The 18409-nt window shown below is 62.8% G+C and carries 23 protein-coding genes and 1 pseudogene; 7 read left to right on the top strand and 17 right to left on the bottom strand.

The window, feature by feature from the left end; genetic code table 11:
- Positions 1–5 precede the first annotated feature (5 nt).
- The 8 genes from KB879_RS35815 to KB879_RS35780 form a co-directional block, all read right to left on the bottom strand.
- Positions 6–602, bottom strand: coding sequence for a carboxymuconolactone decarboxylase family protein (locus KB879_RS35815; RefSeq protein WP_211982554.1), 597 nt, complete (start codon positions 600–602; stop codon positions 6–8).
- Between the two features lie 18 nt (positions 603–620).
- Positions 621–1760 (bottom strand): methyltransferase domain-containing protein, encoded by a 1140-nt coding sequence (locus tag KB879_RS35810; protein ID WP_211982552.1) that lies wholly within the window; start codon positions 1758–1760, stop codon positions 621–623.
- Positions 1761–1838: 78 nt separating this feature from the next.
- Positions 1839–2921 (bottom strand): inorganic phosphate transporter, encoded by a 1083-nt coding sequence (locus tag KB879_RS35805; protein WP_211982550.1) that lies wholly within the window; start codon positions 2919–2921, stop codon positions 1839–1841.
- Positions 2922–2978: 57 nt separating this feature from the next.
- Entirely contained in the window at positions 2979–4079 is a 1101-nt protein-coding gene (locus KB879_RS35800) for a hypothetical protein (RefSeq protein ID WP_211982548.1), read from the bottom strand.
- Between the two features lie 21 nt (positions 4080–4100).
- Positions 4101–4571: a DoxX family protein gene (locus KB879_RS35795; RefSeq protein ID WP_211982546.1), complete on the bottom strand. Its 471-nt coding sequence runs from the start codon at positions 4569–4571 to the stop codon at positions 4101–4103.
- A 19-nt stretch (positions 4572–4590) separates the two neighbouring features.
- Positions 4591–5382 carry a DUF2063 domain-containing protein gene (locus tag KB879_RS35790; RefSeq protein WP_211982545.1) on the bottom strand — a complete coding sequence of 264 codons (792 nt, stop codon included), beginning with the start codon at positions 5380–5382 and terminating at the stop codon, positions 4591–4593.
- Between the two features lies 1 nt (position 5383).
- Positions 5384–6244, bottom strand: a complete 861-nt coding sequence (locus tag KB879_RS35785; RefSeq protein WP_211982544.1) for a DUF692 domain-containing protein — start codon at positions 6242–6244, stop codon at positions 5384–5386.
- A gap of 12 nt (positions 6245–6256) precedes the next feature.
- Positions 6257–6571 carry a DUF2282 domain-containing protein gene (locus KB879_RS35780; protein ID WP_211982543.1) on the bottom strand — a complete coding sequence of 105 codons (315 nt, stop codon included), beginning with the start codon at positions 6569–6571 and terminating at the stop codon, positions 6257–6259.
- A gap of 176 nt (positions 6572–6747) precedes the next feature.
- Here KB879_RS35780 and KB879_RS35775 point away from each other — a divergent pair, with 176 nt between their 5' ends.
- Positions 6748–7350, top strand: coding sequence for a sigma-70 family RNA polymerase sigma factor (locus KB879_RS35775; protein ID WP_249221369.1), 603 nt, complete (start codon positions 6748–6750; stop codon positions 7348–7350).
- Positions 7347–7997 carry an NrsF family protein gene (locus KB879_RS35770; RefSeq protein ID WP_211982542.1) on the top strand — a complete coding sequence of 217 codons (651 nt, stop codon included), beginning with the start codon at positions 7347–7349 and terminating at the stop codon, positions 7995–7997. Before KB879_RS35775 ends, KB879_RS35770 begins: the two co-directional genes overlap by 4 nt.
- Before the next feature lie 227 nt (positions 7998–8224).
- On the opposite strand, the gene KB879_RS40325 is transcribed toward KB879_RS35770, so the two are convergent.
- Positions 8225–8287, bottom strand: a complete 63-nt coding sequence (locus KB879_RS40325; RefSeq protein ID WP_305852192.1) for a hypothetical protein — start codon at positions 8285–8287, stop codon at positions 8225–8227.
- Between the two features lie 50 nt (positions 8288–8337).
- Positions 8338–8535, bottom strand: coding sequence for a hypothetical protein (locus KB879_RS35760; RefSeq protein WP_211982540.1), 198 nt, complete (start codon positions 8533–8535; stop codon positions 8338–8340).
- Positions 8536–8799: 264 nt separating this feature from the next.
- Between KB879_RS35760 and KB879_RS35755 the strand changes: the two genes are divergently transcribed.
- From KB879_RS35755 to KB879_RS35745, 3 genes are all read left to right on the top strand, one after another.
- On the top strand, positions 8800–9372 hold the full coding sequence (locus KB879_RS35755) for a TetR/AcrR family transcriptional regulator (protein ID WP_211982539.1): 573 nt from the start codon (positions 8800–8802) through the stop codon (positions 9370–9372).
- Positions 9373–9435: 63 nt separating this feature from the next.
- Positions 9436–10014, top strand: coding sequence for a carboxymuconolactone decarboxylase family protein (locus KB879_RS35750; protein WP_211982538.1), 579 nt, complete (start codon positions 9436–9438; stop codon positions 10012–10014).
- Positions 10015–10097: 83 nt separating this feature from the next.
- Entirely contained in the window at positions 10098–10730 is a 633-nt protein-coding gene (locus tag KB879_RS35745) for a haloacid dehalogenase type II (RefSeq protein ID WP_211982537.1), read from the top strand.
- On the opposite strand, the pseudogene KB879_RS35740 reads toward KB879_RS35745, so the two are convergent.
- The 7 genes and pseudogenes from KB879_RS35740 to KB879_RS40290 all read right to left on the bottom strand — a co-directional run.
- Positions 10663–11496 (bottom strand): annotated as a pseudogene (locus KB879_RS35740) (patatin-like phospholipase family protein); the annotation flags it as partial. The gene KB879_RS35745 and the pseudogene KB879_RS35740 overlap by 68 nt on opposite strands.
- Positions 11497–12768: 1272 nt before the next feature.
- Positions 12769–13293: an RNA polymerase sigma factor gene (locus KB879_RS35735; RefSeq protein ID WP_211982535.1), complete on the bottom strand. Its 525-nt coding sequence runs from the start codon at positions 13291–13293 to the stop codon at positions 12769–12771.
- Positions 13294–13296: 3 nt separating this feature from the next.
- Positions 13297–13506, bottom strand: a complete 210-nt coding sequence (locus KB879_RS35730) for a DUF2892 domain-containing protein (RefSeq protein WP_211982533.1) — start codon at positions 13504–13506, stop codon at positions 13297–13299.
- Between the two features lie 104 nt (positions 13507–13610).
- Positions 13611–14129, bottom strand: a complete 519-nt coding sequence (locus tag KB879_RS35725; protein ID WP_249221368.1) for a hypothetical protein — start codon at positions 14127–14129, stop codon at positions 13611–13613.
- 33 nt (positions 14130–14162) lie between these two features.
- Positions 14163–14891: a cytochrome c biogenesis CcdA family protein gene (locus tag KB879_RS35720; protein WP_211982531.1), complete on the bottom strand. Its 729-nt coding sequence runs from the start codon at positions 14889–14891 to the stop codon at positions 14163–14165.
- Positions 14891–15277 (bottom strand): thioredoxin family protein, encoded by a 387-nt coding sequence (locus tag KB879_RS35715; RefSeq protein WP_211982529.1) that lies wholly within the window; start codon positions 15275–15277, stop codon positions 14891–14893. The genes KB879_RS35720 and KB879_RS35715 overlap by 1 nt, the downstream gene beginning before the upstream one ends.
- A 10-nt stretch (positions 15278–15287) precedes the next feature.
- A complete protein-coding gene (locus KB879_RS40290; RefSeq protein WP_256449340.1) occupies positions 15288–15422 on the bottom strand; it encodes a hypothetical protein in 135 nt (44 codons plus the stop codon).
- 155 nt (positions 15423–15577) lie between these two features.
- Between KB879_RS40290 and KB879_RS35710 the strand changes: the two genes are divergently transcribed.
- Both KB879_RS35710 and KB879_RS35705 read left to right on the top strand, forming a co-directional pair.
- A complete protein-coding gene (locus KB879_RS35710; protein WP_211982527.1) occupies positions 15578–16909 on the top strand; it encodes a TolC family protein in 1332 nt (443 codons plus the stop codon).
- Complete coding sequence (locus KB879_RS35705; RefSeq protein WP_211982525.1) at positions 16906–18399, top strand: efflux RND transporter periplasmic adaptor subunit; 1494 nt, start codon at positions 16906–16908, stop codon at positions 18397–18399. The genes KB879_RS35710 and KB879_RS35705 overlap by 4 nt, the downstream gene beginning before the upstream one ends.
- The last annotated feature ends 10 nt before the right edge of the window (positions 18400–18409 follow it).

Here is an 18409-nt window from a genome sequence, read left to right as displayed (position 1 = left end):
GTTTCTTACTTGGCAATCTCTTGCGACGCCCGCCTGGCCATGCCCGCCGGCGGGCCTGGCGGCATGCGGCAGAATCCTTGGGCCGGAACGTGCAGCGCCGCATTGAATTTGCTCGACAAATTCTGGAAGGCGATCAGCGCGGTGAGTTCGATGATAGCGTCGTCGCTGAAATGCGCCTTGAGTTCATTCATCTGCGCGGTGTCCACGCGGCGGCCGGTGATGGTGACGGCCTCGGCATAGCGCAGGGCCGCTTTTTCACGGGCACTGTAGCGCGCGGAGTGTTCGAAGTCGGCCAGTTCCGATAGCTTGGCCGCATCCACGCTGCGTTCCAGCGCCGTCGCGGAATTGATATCGACGCAAAATTCGCACCAGTTGATTTGCGAGACCCGCACCGTGACCAACGATCGCAGCGCGGGATCGATGGGGGAAGTGGCCCGGTCGATCGCGCGATAGAGCCCTGCGAACGCGAGAAAGACACGTGGGGTGCGGCCCCACAACCTGGCCGGCGCGAGTTCGGCGCCATATTTCCGGCGCTGCAGCCAGAAGACCAGGCGCACGTACCACGGATAGCGGAAATCCGCTGATGTCGAGATCATGGGCATGGCACAAGCCTCATTGAGTCAGTAGCATCCCTTACCGGGATCGCAGCAAGTGGCGCTCTGGCCAGCAGCAAGATGCGCCGCCCGCTTGCTTTCCGATGCGGGCCGGTGGGTGCCGGGAGGCGCGCAGTACGGATTGCCGGCCCGCTCGCCCAGCGGTTCGACGCCGATGAAGTGCATCCGGTAGTCGCCCTGCATGAGCAGCTGATAGGTGCGCTCACACACCGCCATGCGCTCGCCGCGAGGAAATAGGTGGCCTTCGTCGTCGGTCACCGAAGCGAAGGGGCCGCGATAGATCACCGCGTGCCCCTTGTCGATGCACGGCTGACTGGACGGCTTTTGCGCTACCAAGGTCAACGCGCGGAACTCAATGCCATGGACCACCTGCCACGGCGCGGGTGCCCATGTGTCGATCCCGACGGCAAGGAAGCCCGCCTGCACGAACGCCTGCTGGAATGCCGTTTCGGTGAGCGCGCCGGAGATGCATCCGCTCCATAGCTGCGGGTCGGTCTTCAGGGCCGCGGGCACCGGCTCATCGGCAACAATGTCGGAAATGGCTACCCGGCCATGGGGCTTGAGCACGCGGAAGATTTCCCGCACGACCGCCAGTTTCTCGTTCTCGTCCACCAGATTCAGGACGCAGTTTGAAATCACCAGGTCCACCGAGTTGTCTGGCACCAGCGGTGTCCGGCGCCTCTGTTCGGCTTGCCATGCTTGAAGCGCGGCGAGTCCGCGCGTGTCATGGACCGGGTTGTCGGCGAGCCAGGTGTCCATGGCGGCGACATCCAGGGCCAGGTCCTCGATCTTCCCCTTGAGAAAGCGTACGCGGTCGCCACCCAGTTGACGCGCCATATGCGGCTGGTACTTGCGGGCGAGCGCCAGCATGTCGTCGTTCATGTCCACACCAGTCACCTGGCCACCCGCGCCAACGATCTGTGCGGCGATGTAGCAGATCTTGCCACCGCCAGAGCCGAGATCGAGCACGGTATCGCCGGGGCGTACGTACCGCGAGGGGTCTCCGCAACCGTAATCCTTGTCGAGGATCTCGGGCGGGAGTGCGGCCAGATAGCGTGGATCGTAGCTGACCGGACAACATAGCTGGGGTTCGATGGCCCGGGCGCCACCACTATAGCGTTCGTACACTGCATCTTGCATCGACATGGTCGCTTGCTCTCCAAATTGCCTGCGGTCGGGCCCGTCGTTAGGTGTATTCGCCATTGTCAGGAAATCGTATGGGCCCTACGTGAGGCGCGACAGCGCAACAGCGCTTGCCGAAATCGCGCCGGCCACAGGAAAAGTGACCAGCCAGCCGTAGAGGACGCCTTTGAGCGCGTCCGCAATGGCCGGCTGCTGGCCCGTGCTCCACCGGACTCCCATTAAGGCGCCCGTGCTCACATGGGTGGTGGACACCGGCAGGCCGAGAGGCGAGGCGAGCAAGACCAGCGACGAGGTGCACAAGTTCGCGACCAGCCCCGTGTAGGCGTCAAGTGGCGCCACCCGATGAGCGAGCACGTTGAGCACCTTGCATCCGCCCCATAATCCGCCCAGGCCCATCGTCACTGTCACGGCAACGATGGAGCCAGCCGCGCCAGCCATTGGTAAACCATGTGCCGCACCCGGTGCCAGGGCCAGCCCCATGATCAGCACGGATGCGATTTTCGGCACATCATTGAGTGCCCGGGCGAAGCTGGTGGCCGCCGCGCTCATCCAGTGCAGAGCCGTCCACAGGTGGCGTACGCGTGATGGCGTCGGGTGGCACCCTAGTGGCGTGCTGCAAAGGAAGGGATCTTCTCCCCAGGCTTCGTGACTGCAGCAGTCCCCCTGCCTGATGGGCACCTTGCGCACCAGGCGATTGGCAAGCACCAGCAAGCCACCGCACAGCAAGACTGCGATGAGTGGGCTCACCAGCAAAGGCAGCGCGGCCTTGCTCAGGATCGAGCGGGCCAGTAACTCTTCGGGGCCGACCGCAGCCAGCGCCGCGCCGACCAGGCCGCCAAGCAGCGCATGAGTGGTCGATACAGGTAGGCCGAAGCGAGTGGCACCGAGCACCCAGGCCACTGCGCCGCTTAGCACGGCAAGCAGGAAGCCGGCACTCAGATGAATCTCAGGCGTCAGAATCCCCTTGCTGAAGGTGTTGACTAGCGCCGCGCCGAGTATTACCGCCGCCAGCCCGCCCAGCACAGTCCACAGCGTGCCCCACCAGAGCGCCCAGCGGACCTGCGCCACACCGCCGCCGACGAGGCTGGCAACGCCCTTCGAGACATCGTTCGCGCCATTCGCCCACGCCAGCAGCAGGACGACTGCGGCCACAATTCCTAGCATCACTTTGTCCCTCCTTCCGATCCATTCCCGCTCGCTCGGCCGAAACCTGGTGACCATTCATTGCGCGTCAATCGTGAACTGATAGCCGTTGCCGCCCAGAAGTTCGACGGTTGGGCGATACAGCCCAGCCTTGCTGCCGGTATGGAATCGGATTGGCATCAGTCCGGGATTCGGCTTGCCACCCCCTTGCGTCGCAGGAAATGCCGCATGGCGGGTCATTTCCCCGGAAAGGATTGGTTTGCCATCGCCACCAATCGGGGTGGTGGCCGATTGGCCTGTGGCGCCCGTCGGGGCGGCGCCGATGATCCCGCCGACCACGCGATCATTGGCGGGATCGGGCGTCTTATCGCCCCTGGTGTGTTGTACGAGCAGACCGCCTGTGTATCTGGGGAAGCGGGTGCGGTCAGGCGGAGCGATGCCGACCCCATTCAAAGGTTGCCCCGACTGATCCCACAAGAGCACCCCCAGCAATAAAGGGGCGTCCCGATTTACACCCGCTTTCTGGAAATCCCCGTTCATGCCTGGACCGAGATGGAAGTTGGTCGGTGCCAGTCTTGCCGCCGTTGGCGCGGACAGGATCTGGATCGTGCCCTTCCAGGTTTTCCTGACGGTCCCATCGCCGGCCACCAGGCGTACCTCCACCGGATACGCTCCTGCCACAGGATTCATAAAAGTCTCCCCCCGGAGATGGATCCTCTTGACGCCCGGGCTATTCGCTCCCTCGGCTGCTACATCTTGCTCTGCACGCACGCCGATGGTATTGGTGCGCTCATCGAAAAAGATCTTGTATTGCCCGGCTTGCTTCACGGCGGCTTGCGGCCAGCCCTTGTTCAGCGTGAGATTGAAATCGGAATCCTCCTGCAGGCGGACCTTATCGTTTCGCTTGAAGGCGGCGGGAAGCGAGACGCCGAGGGTATCGCCACGCTTCAACTCGATGCCCTCGACGGCGGGATCGCTGTTTGGGACCAGCACAAACACCAAATGCGTCGCCGCGCCGGCCGTGTAGCCGTCAGGGGGCACTGGCGCCGGCATGACGGCTAAAGACTGCTCGGCACTGGTTGGCGTATCCGCGGAGCCGGTTCGCATGTTTGCGCAACCGGCCAGCGCGAGTGCCAGAACGAGGGGCGGCAGAAAAAGGATCGGGGGCTCCGGACGCATGTGCATGCTCCTGTCTACGAGTCAGTCTGAACCCAGCATGCGCCGGCGAATCAGCCAGTCGATCGAGAATTTCCCCGGTCCGCGTGCCAGCAGTACCAGCAGCATGGCCGCCCATTGGATATGCGTGGGCCACGCCTGCGGATAGACGAATACCTCGATCACCGTCGTCATGCCGAGCAAGACCAACGCCACGGGGCGAGTCGCCAGGCCCAGCACGAGCAGGACCGGCGCAGTCAGTTCGATCGACACCGCGACATAGGCGGCCAGATCGGGCGGGATCAGCGGCACTTTGTAGTCTTCCCGGAAGAGTTCCAGGGCCGATTCCCAGTTTGCGAGCTTGGCCATTGCCGAGTTCCAGAAGACCGTGGCGACCGCGAGCCGTAACGGGATCGCGAGGACGGTATATGGAATACGGTCCAACCATGCCAGCACGCGCCGAGCGCGCTCGGCAAGTGTCATCGATGAATGGGCGGAATGTGTGAGGTTGCTCATGAGGAACGGTCCGGATGGGTTAGTCGATTGGCTGACCGCACCGCCCGGCGGCGGTAAAACAGCCGGACGCCAGTAGCGAGCCAAGCCAGGCGTGGGTTTCGGACAAAGGGGTTTCCTCCAGCGCGGCGTGTAGCGGGCGCCCGGCGAACAGGGCTGCGGCAAAGCGCCACTGCCATGCGCTCAGGCGGTCGACTTCGATGCCGGACGGTGTCCGGTGGACGAGCAGCCAGACCGGGCCAGCGTTCAGGTCGATGGCCCCCATGGCGCCATCGTCGCCGCTCAGCACAGCCCGCCAGATCGCGTCGATGGGAAAATCGGATTGCAACAGCCGCACCGCGGGATGCCGCACGAAACACACGTCGCCACGTTGGGCTTCCTCCAGTTGTGCCAGACGCGCCAGGTGGAGCGGCTTCGCGTCAGGTGCGTGCAGCGCGGCATTGACCGCCCATTCGAGCCGCGCGGTGTCCGGCAGATAGGCTAGCGAGGCGGCCTGCGGCATCCCGGCCAGGAACTCCGGGAAGGTCTGGCCATATGTGTCCAGCCACGCGCTCCCCGGAGGCGAGCCTTCCATGAACAGCCTGGCCGCGCCTTCGAAGAATTCGGGGCCGACCAAGGCCTGGACGGCCGGATAGGACAGGCGCAGCGCCGTGACCAGTGTGCCGATGGCTGTGTTCCGGTAGATGCCGAGCCGCGCCTGGGGCGTCAGGCCGTCTGCCGCCACAAAAGCGCCCAGGTCGCCGTCGACGCCGTGCAGCAGGCCCTGGCCGATAGCGCGCTGCAACTCAAACAGCGTTGGAGGATGCGGATGCATGCTATTGCCTCTCCAGAGCCTTTTCGGCAATGACGGCCTCTGCCATCAGGATGTCGAGCGCGGGCACGTCGGTGTCCCATTCGATCAGTGTAGGCACCGGTCCGAAGCGCTGGAGCGCTGCCTCGTACAAGGCCCATACCGCAGGCACCACGCGCGAGCCATGATCGTCGATGCGCAGCGTTCGCCCCTGCTCGAGTTGCCGCACGCTGTGGCCGGCCAGATGAATCTCGCCGATCGCTGCCGGCGGCAACGCGTCGAGGTAGGCAATGGCATCCCACCCGTGGTTGCAGGCGCTGACGTAGATGTTGTTGACATCGCAGAGGATGCCGCACCCGGTGCGGCGCGCGACCTCGGCCAGGAATTCCGACTCAGGAATGGTCGAGTGGGCATAGCGCAAGTAGGTCGACGGGTTTTCGATCAGGATGCGGCGTTTGAGATACGTCTGGGTCTGGTCGATGTGCCGGCACACGACCGCCAGCGCCTCCCCGGTCATTGGTAGCGGTAAGAGATCGGCGAGATAGGTTCCGCCGGCCACGCTCCAGGACAGATGCTCAGAGACCAGCCCCGGCTCGACCCGCGCCACCACCTCGCGTACGCGCTCCAGGTGGGCCATGTCCAGCCCTTCGGCACTGCCCAAGGACAGGCCGACGCCGTGCAGCGAGATCGGATAATCACCTCGAATGGCATCCAAGTAGCCGGGCGCGCTGCCGCCGCCCATGTAGTTCTCCGTATGTACCTCAAACCACGCGACTGCGGGCCACTCCGCCACTACCACCCGGTGGTGGCGGAAGCGCAACCCGACACCGGCTCGCGCCGGGATCGGGCCGGGCCCGCGTTGCAGCGCAACAGACACGGCATCCATGCTTCGTCTCGATCAGGTGGCCTTGAGGCTGCCGCCCTGGATCTTGCTGCAGTCGCCGGCCGGCAGCAGCACGAACGATTTTGTATCGCGCGCCTTGGTCGCCTGCCCCGCGCAGGAATGCGCGCCTTCCGCGCAATCGTTCTTCGATACGGTGTTGATTCCGTAGCACTTTTCCAGCTTGCCCTTTTCCATCCTGGCCATATTGTCCTTGACGATCTGGGGCATTGCCTTCATGGGCTGCTGCGCCAGTCCTGGCGTGGCGGCCATGGCGAGGGCGAGCCCGAGTGCGGACGACAAGGTCGATGCGGCCAACAAGTGCTTGCTCATCTTGCGTTCTCCTGAGAGTTGCGGTCCGAATCCGGAACCGTGTCTAGAAGTTCGACGAGACGCGAGCAAAGGTTACGTCCTTCCCAAGATTTTATTTTGCGAGACAAACTGATTTCCCTGACGCAGAATTCAGGCATGTCTTCCCCAGCGCACCGCCATGACCGTATCCGGGCTTCATGAGTGACACCCATGCCCCTCCTTCCCAGTCAGTGCCCCGCCGGTCAGATGGCACGGCAGACTGGTCGGCGGCGATGGCCCGCGCGCAAGGCGGCGATCATGATGCCTATCGGCGCCTGCTCGAAGACATCACCCCCTACGTGCGGGCGCTGGCGGCGCGCCATGTCCGTAACCGCAGCGACCTCGAGGACACGGTGCAAGATGTACTGCTGACCATACACGCCGTGCGCCACACCTATGATCCGGCGCGGCCATTCGGACCGTGGCTGGTTGCCATCACCAATCACCGCATTGTCGATGGCCTGCGCCGGCGCGGACGCATCGGGTCGCGTGAGACCGAGCTCGACGTCCAATATGAAACCTTTTCGGACCCTGCAGCGAACTTACAGGAAGAGGCAATGGACGCGCGAGCGGTGCGCGACGCTGTCGAGCGCCTGCCTGCCGGGCAGCGCGAGGCGGTGCGCATGCTCAAACTGGAGGAAATGTCGTTGAAAGAAGCTGCCACCGCCAGCGGCATGTCGGTTGCCGCGTTGAAAGTCGCGGCGCATCGTGGTCTGAAGACGCTGCGCAAACTGTTTGCATCACAAGGTAACAGACCGTGAAAACCCCTGACCTGATCGACACACTGGCGGCCGACGCCACGCCAGTGCGGCGCTTGCGCCCGCCGACAGTACGTGCGGCTGGGTGGTTATCGCTGTCTGTCTTTGTTGTCGTGATGGCCGCGTTCCATCATGGCGTGCGGCCAGACTTGGCGCTGAAGCTGGAGCAGTCCGTCTTTGTCGCCAGTGTGGCGGCCGCCCTGTTGACGGGCGTGCTGGCCGCTGTTGCTGCGTTCGTTGCCAGCGTGCCCGGCCGCTCGCAACGGTGGTTGCTGCTGCCGATACCGGCGCTGGCGGGCTGGTTCGCCACAATCGGCTACGGTTGCCTGACGGATTGGGTCAGGATCGGACCGGCAGGCATCTCGCTTGGCGAGACTGCCAGTTGCTTTGCCACGGTCATGATGGTCGCTTTGCCACTGTCGCTGGCCTTGCTGATCATGCTGCGGTATGTCGCGAAGCTGTCCTGCGAGCCAATCGCGATATGCGCTAGCCTCGCCGTCGCTGCGACGACGGCAGCGGCGCTGTCCATCCTTCACCCACTGGATGCCACGGTGATGATCCTGCTGTGGAACATTGGCGTCACGCTGCTGTTCCTTGTTGTCAGCGGCCGGTTTGGACGTCAGCTATTTGCCTGGGTGGCGCTGCATTGAGTCGACCGAGTCGTCACTGCTGTATAAGCCGAACATGCCCCAGGGGGGCTGCAGGCTGCCTGGAAGGAAGGCCCAGCATGCATTCGCGCCGGGTGGCGCTCTGATAACCCTTGTTTTTTGAAACAGGGTCATATCCAATGATCGACCTCGCGAGTTTGCTGCGCACCGGCCATTCGTGCCCGCCTCCCGCGGCCACACCTCGGGGCACATACGACGGGGCCAAAAGATCAATGCCCGCGCCGATCGGCATTCAACGCCGAGTCGAGGCGAATCACCTCATTGCCCTTCATGGTGAGCCCGGTGCCGTCTTTCGCCTCCAACACCTAACCGTCCTTCATGCTTACGGCGCGGCCCCAATCCTGGCGCCATCCGAATACACGTCGAGTTTCCCGGCCTTTCCGCCATCGGTGTATGGATCGCGCGGCGCCATGATGTTGCTGCCGTCCATGTACACATCACGCGCCGTGGCCGCATACGCTACTGTCGTACCCATAGCCGCGGTGACCGCCGCAGCGAGAATCCAGAGTCTCTTGTCCATTTTCCGCCTCCTTCCATAAAGGATCCTCTTCCTGCGGGAATCCACAGGAAGCCCGTACTACAAGATTCGTTGCAAGCCGCGGAAAGGTTACGGGTCCCCCAACCGAGCATATGACGCACCCCAAGTCGATGCTCCGCCCAACGCGCTGTCGGTCAGGAAGTGGCGCCGACAGCGGTTTGGCGGATGCAGACCGCACAACTCCCCCTGACGCCTCTGTACCGGCTACCTAATTCTGGTACGATCGGTACAGAAAGGAATCCCGTCATGGCACGCTCCATTGAATTTGACAAATCCCAGGCGCTCTCCGCCGCGATCGAAGCGATTTGGCATCGTGGCTATCACGCCGTCTCGACCAGCGACCTGACGGCCGAGATGGGGCTCGCGAGGTCTTCCCTGTACAACACCTTCGGCAGCAAGCGGGAAGTTTTTATGACAGCCCTGGCGCAATACAGTACCGAGCGCGCCGCGCAGTTGGCGAAAAGCCTCGGGCACCAGCCCGTGCCCAAGGGCATACGGGCGCTGCTGACCGCGATCGCGAAGGACAACGATGCAGGCAAAGGGTGCCTGCTGGTCAATTCAGCCGTTGAGGTAGCACCACACGACCCGGAAATCGCCGCCATCGTGCAGGAGGGCTTCAGCCAGATGGCACACGTCTTCGAATCGGCGCTTCGCGCCGGCCAGGCGCGGGGAGAGATCCGCGCCGGCATTGAGCCCAAAGCGGAAGCCATCACCCTTGTCAGCGGCATTGCGGGTCTGCGGGTTCTCGCCAAGGCCGGCTTTAGTGCCAAAGTGTTGAATCCAACCATTGAAGCGTTGCTGTCGAGAGTTGAAACCTAGATTCTTTTTTTTCTCTTTTTGTACCGATTGATCCAGTTTCCTTCCATCACGGGGAGAATCACCATGGAAAACGTTGCACATCTATCCTTGCCCGCGCAGTCACTGGAGACCGCCCAAGGTCGTGCCAAGGAAGCGCTCGACACAGCCCTCAGGCAGGTCGGCATGATTCCCAATATGTATGCCAGGATGGCCAATGCGCCCGGGCTGCTCGAGACTTATCTGTTCGGCTACAACCTGTTCCGCAAGGAGTCGGGCTTCACGGCAGCCGAGCAGGAGGTGGTGTTCCTCGCGATCAGCCGGGTCAACGAGTGCGACTATTGCATGGCAGCCCACAGCATGATTGCCGAGGCCGTCTCCAAGACGCCGGCCCAGGCCATCGCCGCTCTGCGTGAGGACCAGCCGATCGACGATCCGAAACTGCGCGCGTTGGCGGCCTTCACACGGATGATGGTCGAGTCGCGCGGCCGCCCCACCGAACAGAACGTCCAAGCCTTCCTTGCGGCCGGATACGGTGAACGGCACGTGCTCGAGATCATTCTCGCAATTGGGGTCAAGACGCTCAGCAATTACGCCAATCATGTGTTCCACACCAAGCTGGACGCGCGGTTCGAGGGGCATGCGTGGGAGCTTCCGCGCCAATGAAGTTCGCGGGGCCGTCACCTTCTCCGTGAATGGCCCCGCCTCTCACCGACGATTCCGATCACCGCAGCCAAAAGGACGCCCGCATGGAAACCCCTGGCCGATTTGCCGTGGCTTTTGACGCTTACGGCACACTCTTCGACGTACACTCGGTCGCAGCGGCAGCCGAGGGCCTCCATCCCGGCCACGGCCGCGCGCTGTCGCAGGCGTGGCGGGCGAAGCAGCTTGAGTATTGCTTCCTGCGGACCATCGCAAATCGATACGTCGACTTCTGGACAATCACGGAAGCCGCCTTAGCGCACGCCGCCGAGCAATTGGGACTCCCTCTCTTGGAACCGCAACGGAAGGGATTGATGGACGCCTACCTGCATCCCGCCCCGTTTCCGGAGAATCTCGCTGCGCTGCAATCCCTCAGGCAATTGGGCGGCGACCTGGCGATTCTGTCGAATGGCAGCCCGCCGATGCTGGAAGGCGCATTGCGCAGTGCCGGGATGGAGGGACTGTTCACTCACGTCCTGAGCGTCGACCAGATCAGAAAATACAAGCCGGACCCGGCGGTTTACGCGTTGGCATGCGAAGCGTTCGGCCTTCCGGCTGACCGGATCACCTTTGTGTCATCGAACGGGTGGGACGTGAGCGGAGCGGCGTGGGAATCTGGCGCTGCCGCGCGAGCTGGCTTTCTACCCGGCTCGCGTACTGAATATCCTTCTGGCGGCTGATTACCTGCCAGATCGTTTCCGGTTCTGGCCCCTCCGCCGGCCACAATTGCACGGCAAAGATAACCGAGTCGCGGCGGGACCGGTCATCCAGCACCGCCTCGATCGGCGTATTCGAATGAATCCCGCCATCCCAGTAGCTCTCACCTTCGATGCGCACCGCTGGAAAGGCCGGAGGCAGGGCGGCAGAGGCCAGAATGTGCTCGAGCGCCAGTGACGTATCGCGGTTCGTGAAATAGCGCAGATTGCCCTTCCGTACATTCACGGTGCCCACGGTAAGCCTCACGTGCTTATTATTCACGTAATCGAAATCCACAAGTGTGGCAAGCGACTCGCGCAATGGTGCTGTCGAGTAGTACGCCGCCATGTCGGACCCCAATCTCGCATGGAGGCTAAGCCAAGCTTCGGGTTGGGGTCTGAACAGGCTCGGGACCCCTTCGATGAGTGCAGTAAGCTTGCACCAAGAGTCGCTGGCGCCGGCGTATGGGCCGATCAGCGTGGACAAGCCATGGCACGACGCCCGGTGCCAGAACCGCCGTAGGCAGGCCAGTCGTGCCGCTGGCGCGTTGCCGGCAATAATTGCTCCGTTAATAGCGCCGATCGAAGTGCCGACGACCCAGTCCGGCTCGATGCAAGCTTCATGAAGCGCTTGATAAACTCCTGCCTGGTAGCTTCCCAGCGCCCCACCTCCCTGGAATACCAGCACGACTTGTCCAGGCAGGCGCCCTCTTGCCTGAAGGTTACGGCGTGTGTTCGCGAACGTCGCCATTTGCGTGTCCATGAGCCTCTCACATTTTACTCCCGCGGGGTCCGGCGTATGCCCACGCCGGGCCGCTGCGGAACGCGACTCCCAAATTAGCGCCCCCCGCTGATCGGAGTTCAAAGCCTTCTCGAGGCGATGACCTTCCTTCTCGCCCGCAGCGGCCGAACAGTTTCTCCACCCCAATCTACCGATTGGGATCCCCGTACTAAAGATTCGTCGGCAGGCGCAAATAGGTTACAGTCCCCGCCCGCATCTCCCCCGTCTTTAGCCCGCTTACCCCGACGCGAGGTGGGCTCGGACTCGTCCTGGTAGCCATATGGCATGCCGGCACCGCCGTCGCATGCGTTGCCTATGGCAAAGACAGGAGGATCTGTGGCTTGGGTATGCTTGATGTCGGTGCATCGGCTTAAGCGCCTGAGCGCCGGCATCGAATCGGAAGAACGGGCCGACAGGCCGACCATCTTCATAGGGAGTCACGGCAAGGGTGCTCCTCTGAACGAGGTCGGCTGGAGCAGCATGCTCCGCCTCTGGGATTTCCCTCCGCAGCACAGTCGAAGTGTGGAGTACATGTTTTGCGTCCATCGTTCGCTCCTTCCGTCACATGTCTAATGTCGTTCGAAGCTTCCCTCTGTATTGAAGTTCGCTCACATGGAAGAAAAGGTTTCTCTATTGCCGCGCGATTGAAAGTTAATGGCCGGGTAACGCCGCCGCACTGCGCGCAGACTCAGAGGCAACCGGGTTCGCCAACAGGTTCGGGCACCCGAAGAATGGTTGTGCAGGATTCCAGTCGACTGCAGTAATGGGGGCCGCGGTTCAAATCTCAACGCCTCCGCCGAAGCCACGGCACTCGGCATCAAGGCGCGCGGCCGGCATCTCAAGACCGAAGGGAATTCGACTCAATGGCACGCTGGGCATCTCGAGCACGCGAGTCGATTTCTCCGTGCGTTGTTGCGGCGCCTCCTACGTCTCGCGCCACTTTCAATCGTGCTTCCTGCGCAAGCCGTCGCATCTGCGCAGCGCTTTTTTGCACACCGAGCCGTAGTAGCAAGAGTACACAGCAGTCGCGATGAAGCGGGCTAACCGCCTGTGGCAGGTCTGGCACTCAAGAATACGCGTTCGTTTTCATCTCTCGTTTGACTGGCATGCCTGCACGCCGGACCGTTCATGTCGAGCGCATTGAATTGCGGGGGCGCTCATTGAGGGACTTTTGATGCTTCATACGCGCTCGCCTCCGCCCTTCCGAGTACCTATGGCCTAGCCGGTGGCGCAGGGGTGATATCAGGCCCCCAGCATGTATTCCCGCACCAGTTCCCGCGCGCGATGCAACCTGCTCTTGATGGCGCCCTGTGGTTCCTCTAGTCGCTTCGCAATTTCGGCAATGGTCAACTCCTCGAAGTCACGAAGCAGAACAACTTCCAGATAGTGCGCTGGCAAGGACTCCAGGGCGTTGGCGAGGTCCACCCGTAGAGCATCATCACTTCTGCGGGCGAGCAACTCCTCCGCTGCCTCCTCCGGCAGCGGGTCGTGTTTGAACATCATCCGCTCAAGCCTGCGGCACTCGCGCTTGATGACCGTGAACAGCCAGGCGGAGAAAGCCGCCGCCGCCTTGAGACCCTTCACCTTACGCGAAACGGCCAGCAACGACTCCTGTACGGCATCGTCGACATCGCTGGCATGGCAGTGCTTGTAGGCGTAGCGTCGCGCATCGGCTTGGCACACCGCCAGCAAACGGGAGATGGCGGCTGGGTCTCCCGTCTGCGCAGCCAGTATCAGGTTGTCACGTTCGGTTCCACTCGCCGCCATGGCTCAGTGCCTCCGGTCGAGTTTGCGCCCCACCATCGCACACATGGGGCAGAAGCCGACCAGGCCTGTCATGGCCAGCATTGCCCCCATGATACCCAGGCCGATGGCCAGGCTTGAGCCTCCCCAGTTCAATACTGCATAGCCCAGGCCAATCAGGCCCATGATGCCACGCAGGATGCGCTCCCAAGCTGGGACATTCTTCACATAGAACATAGCGATTTCCTTTGTCAGTGGTTGAGGACAGCCCTCACAGACTAAGAGGCGTCCACTGGGCAAAGTGGTTCGCCGAACATGAAGAACGCGCGCCCATGCTGCGGCTAGTGCTGCGCGGCAACGATCTGTCCGTCCAGAATGAAGATACGGTCAGTCGGATTGGCGGACTTGATATGAAGGGTTCCGGCACCTTTTAGGCCCTTGAAGCTGCCAGTGCCCGAGACGACCTCCCAGAAGCCGTTGTCGTTGATTTCGGGCTTGCCATCCTTGCCGGGCAAGAAGATGGCACGGACGGTCCATTTGATGTAGGCGACGTTGCCTTCGCCCTTGGTGGCAACTAGGTAGCCGCTTGGGTCGCCGGAGACCCCAGGGACAATGTCGTGACGCCCGTACTCGACAAGTTGTGCGCCATCCAGCAGGCCTGAACCGGAGGCAGCGCCTTCCCGCCAAACCATCAACACGAAATGGCCCGAGCCGTCCTTGAAGTCGAGCTTGATTTGCTCCTTGGGAACCAAGGTTGCCTGTACATTCAAGGGGTCTGCCATGGCCGTGCTGGCGGCGAGGGAGACGGCACTGAGAGCGAGGGCGGCGAGCCTGCGAAGTATGGCTTGATGTTTGCGCATGGGAAGGTTCTTTGAAGATGTTCTGAGACAGGGTTAAAAACGCGTCGTCAATGCGGTGAGCCACGCGGGGGAATGGTTCACCAGCCAAGCCTCCAGGGCCTTGTCGCTTCCGCTCAGGATAAGCATGGCGATGGCCACCATGATTACGCCCATCATAATTTTGCCAGTCTTTCCCGCCTGCATCAGTTTGCCCCGCACTGTTGTCATGACTCCGCGGGAGACGTAGGTTAAAGCCACGACGGGTAAGGCGGCACCCGCCCCAAAGACGCCCATGAGCAGCGCGACCTGGGGCAAATGCGAGCCCTGGCTAGCGAGCACGACGGCCCCACCCAATGTGGGGCCGACGCAGGGACTCCAGACCACGCCCAATATCAGTCCGACGGCAAACTGTCCCCACACCCCGTTAGATTGCACGAGGGAAATCAGGCGGTCGCCGGCGGCGCTCAGGCTGGACGTCGCGGTGGCGAAGCGTTGCTGCAGGCTGCTTGACATCAAGGCGATGCCTAGCAGGCCCAGCGTCGTCGCCCCCGCAAGACGAAAGACACCGGTATCGATGCCCAGGGCTGCCCCTGCCCAGGCAAGTAATGTCCCGATAGTTGCATACGAAATGGCCAGACCACCGGCGAGTGCAAGTGGCGCACGCGGATGCACACCCGTTGCCGACCCAAGCAGGATAGGAACGAGTGGCAGCACGCAGGGCGATAGCGTTGAAAGAAGCCCGGCCAGAAAGCCAAATCCGTACGAGCCCAGACCGAATTCCATCAGTTGGCCGTTTTCTTGATGAGCGCTTCGATACCGGACGGGGTTGTGTCGCCGATCGAGCGCGCTACCTCCGATGTGCCTTTGAAGGCTACCAGCGTGCTTTGCATGCCGACGCAGAACTTCGTCAGTGCGGCCTTGTTGGAATCGAAATCGACGGTCAGCACGGTCACGTCGCGATAGGCGGGTTCCTTCATGAGGCCCTCGACGATCGGCTTTTGCGCCTTGCAGGTCGGGCACCACGTTGCGCTGACATCAACGACCACGGGCTTGCCCGCGTGCGTCAGTTGGTCAAACGCCTCCGGCGTGTACGGCTTGATTTCGCCCGCGGTGGCTAGGGAAGCCGAGGTGGCCAGGGTGATGGCAATGAGTGCTCGTAGAATGGTCATTTCTTCTCCTTTAATGGTTCACAGGCCTGAAGGTGCTTTGCTTTTGCCCCATGAAGGCGACCAGCGCCGCCAGTTCCTTCGAGTCCCAGGGCAACGGTTTGGCGGCCATCGGCATCACCATGCAGGCCTGAATCATCTCGTCCAAGTAGACCTGCTTGCGTCCCAACTGGTCCCTGGCCATGCCGACGGTGTGGGGATAGGGCTTCGCGAAACTGTCCGAATACGACGCCGTCCAAGCCTATCTGCTGACGCGGCTTGCCCACGTCGGCGGCCCATTCCTGTCGCTTAACGAGTTCCGACATGGTCGCATTTCCGTGCCCACGCGGGCGCGCGGCAACGGCAGCAGCGTTTCTTCTGACGCTCCTGCCGTGCGCTTCGCATGCCCAGCCGTATGATGCCGGTATCAGCGCTGCCGCACCCGCAGCCTTAGTTTCCGCACAGCCCGCACTGACGTTGCAAGCCGCGCAGAGCCGCGCGCTGGCAGCGAATCCTTCACTCCTTGCCGCAGAGAAAGAGCGGCTTGCCTGGGATGGCACGGTGCGCCAGGCCGGGGCCTACGCGAATCCCGAGCTCTCCCTGGAGGGCGATGAGTTGCGCAGCGATAACCGCACTGAGGCGATCCGACTGATTCAGCCCATTGACGTAAGCGGCAAGCGACGCGCCCTTGCCGCCGTAGCCGAGGCAGGCAGAGACCGGACCAACGCTACCCTAACGGCAAGGCGCAACGAACTGCGCCTCATGGTGGCGAGCGCCTTTGTATCGCTGCAGGAGGCCGAAGCGCTGGAGCGCCTGGCGGACCAGAAACTGGAGACGATTGAGTCGTTCCGGAGTGCAGTCGGCCGCCGCGTGGTCGCAGGCAAGGTGTCGCCGATCGAGCGGGAGAAAGTCGGTTCGGATGCGGGAGGCGCTCTCATCGAGGCGCAGGAAGCGAGGCAACGGACCGCGCTGGCCCGCCGGCGTCTGGCCAGCTTCTGGGCTCGCACCGATGCGCCGGATTTCACCACGGTCAATGGGCCGTTTGGCGAGGAGGCAGCGTTCCCGGACCGCCAGATCGTTTTGAACGCCTTGCCGCAGCGCCCGGAATATCAGGCACGGCAGCAGGCCATCCGTGAGCAAGAGGCGCGGCTTGAGCTGGAGCGCGCTCGCCGGGTCGGTGACCTCACGGTTGCCGCAGGCGTCAAGCGGGTTCATCAGGCCCCCACGTTTGGCCAGCCCACTGCGCAGAATACGTTGATGCTATCCGTCGGCATCCCCTTGCCGCTGTTTGACCGGAACCAGGGGAATATCTATGAGGCGACCCAACAGGTAGACCGGGCCCGCCTGGAAGCCGATGCCACACGTAACCAGTTGCAGCTCAGGGCGCTCGAGCTGTCTGACGGCATCACACTGGCGGCCAAAGAACTCAAGACCCTGCGCGAAGAGGTACTTCCCGCTTCGCGCGAAACGGCTCGTGCGGTCATGAAAGGCTATGAGTTCGGTAAGTTTTCCTACCTGGAAGCACTGGACGCGCAGCGTGCCCAAATCCGCAACGAAGCTCAGTACATCGCCGCCGCAGCGCGGTACGAGCGTCTGAAGAACGAGATCCTTGACTTTGCCGGTAGCCCGGCCGCCAACCCGGGAGCGCAACCATGAACACCAAATCCGCTGTCGTACTGGCTGTAGCGACGCTCCTCGTCGGCTCCTTTGCCGGCTTTCAACTCGGACACTACCGCAATGCAGGCAGCTCGCATGAGTCCGCTCAAGCTGCCCATAGCTCCGCGGCGTCAGTCGCGGAAGAGGCCACGCGCGGCCCTCACGGCGGGCGCCTGCTCGAGGACGGGTCGTTCCAGGTAGAAGTGACGATCTTCGAGCAAGGCGTCCCTCCACAGTTCCGGCTCTATCTGTATGAGAACGGCAAGCCGCTATCGCCCAAGACTGCGCAAGCGGCGATCTCGCTGCAACGCCTGGGCCGCCCGGCCGAGCCCATCGCCTTCTATGCCGAACGGGACTACCTGCGCGGCGACAAGACCGTGGTCGAGCCACACTCGTTCGATGTGACCGTGTCGGCCGACCACAATGGCAAAACGTCGCGCTGGCGATACGCGCAGGTCGAAGCGCGGGTCGAGATGGGCGACGCGCAGTTAAAGGAGGCGGGCGTCAATATACTGACCGCGGGGCCAGTCAGCATTCGCTCCGTCCTTGAGTTGCCCGGCGCGATCAAGCCCAATGGCGACCGCTTCGTGCCGCTGTTGCAGCAGTTCAATGGAACCGTGGTCGCGGCGCCAGTTGGAGAAGGGATGCACGTCAAGCGTGGCGACATTCTGGCAGTGGTGGAAAGTCCTGAAGTCGGCGACCTGCGTAGCGCGCTCGCCGTCGCGAGAGACAAGGCGGAGCTGTATCGGCGAACACTCGAGCGGGAAGAAAAGCTCTTTGCCGAGCGCATTTCGCCGGAACAGGACGTGCTCTTAGCGCGGCAAGCCTATCGCGAAGCCCAGATCTCAGCAAACGCCGCTGCACGCAAGCTGGAAGCAATGCGCGTGACCGCCGGCGGCGGCGCCAATGTCGCCCGCGTCGAACTGCGCGCCCCCATTGATGGCGTGGTCACGGGGAAGTCAGTAGCGCCGGGCCAGGCTGTCGACGCCGGCACAGTGCTGATGTCGGTCGCGGACACCTCCACGGTCTGGGTCGAGTTGCCGATCTATCCAAAGGACATGGCTGCCGTGCGCCCCGGCCAGGCTGTCGTCATCAAGACGAGCGACGGCGAGACCGAGGCGCAGGGCAAGGTGGAAGCTGTCAGCGCGGTCGCCGGCGAGCAGACGCGCACGGCCACGGCGCGCGTTGTCCTACCCAACCGCGAAGGTGTATGGCGCCCGGGCACTCTGGTCAATGCTGTACTGATTACCAACGAGCAGGAAGTCGCTGTCGCGGTGGACAAAAGCGCGATCCAGACGGTGCGCGACTGGAAGGTGGTGTTTGGTCGATACGGGCAGTACCTCGAAGCCCGCCCGCTCGAGCTTGGGCGTAGTGACGGGAAGATGGTGGAGGTGATCGAGGGCCTGTCAGCCGGTGAGCAGTACGCGGCCGGCAACAGCTTCACCGTGAAGGCTGAGCTCGGCAAGGCCGGCGCGACACACGACCACTGAGGCCACGGGA

The sequence above is a fragment of the Cupriavidus sp. KK10 genome (assembly GCF_018223725.1).
Classification (GTDB): domain Bacteria; phylum Pseudomonadota; class Gammaproteobacteria; order Burkholderiales; family Burkholderiaceae; genus Cupriavidus; species Cupriavidus necator.
This window is presented reverse-complemented; position numbering and strand designations above follow the sequence as displayed.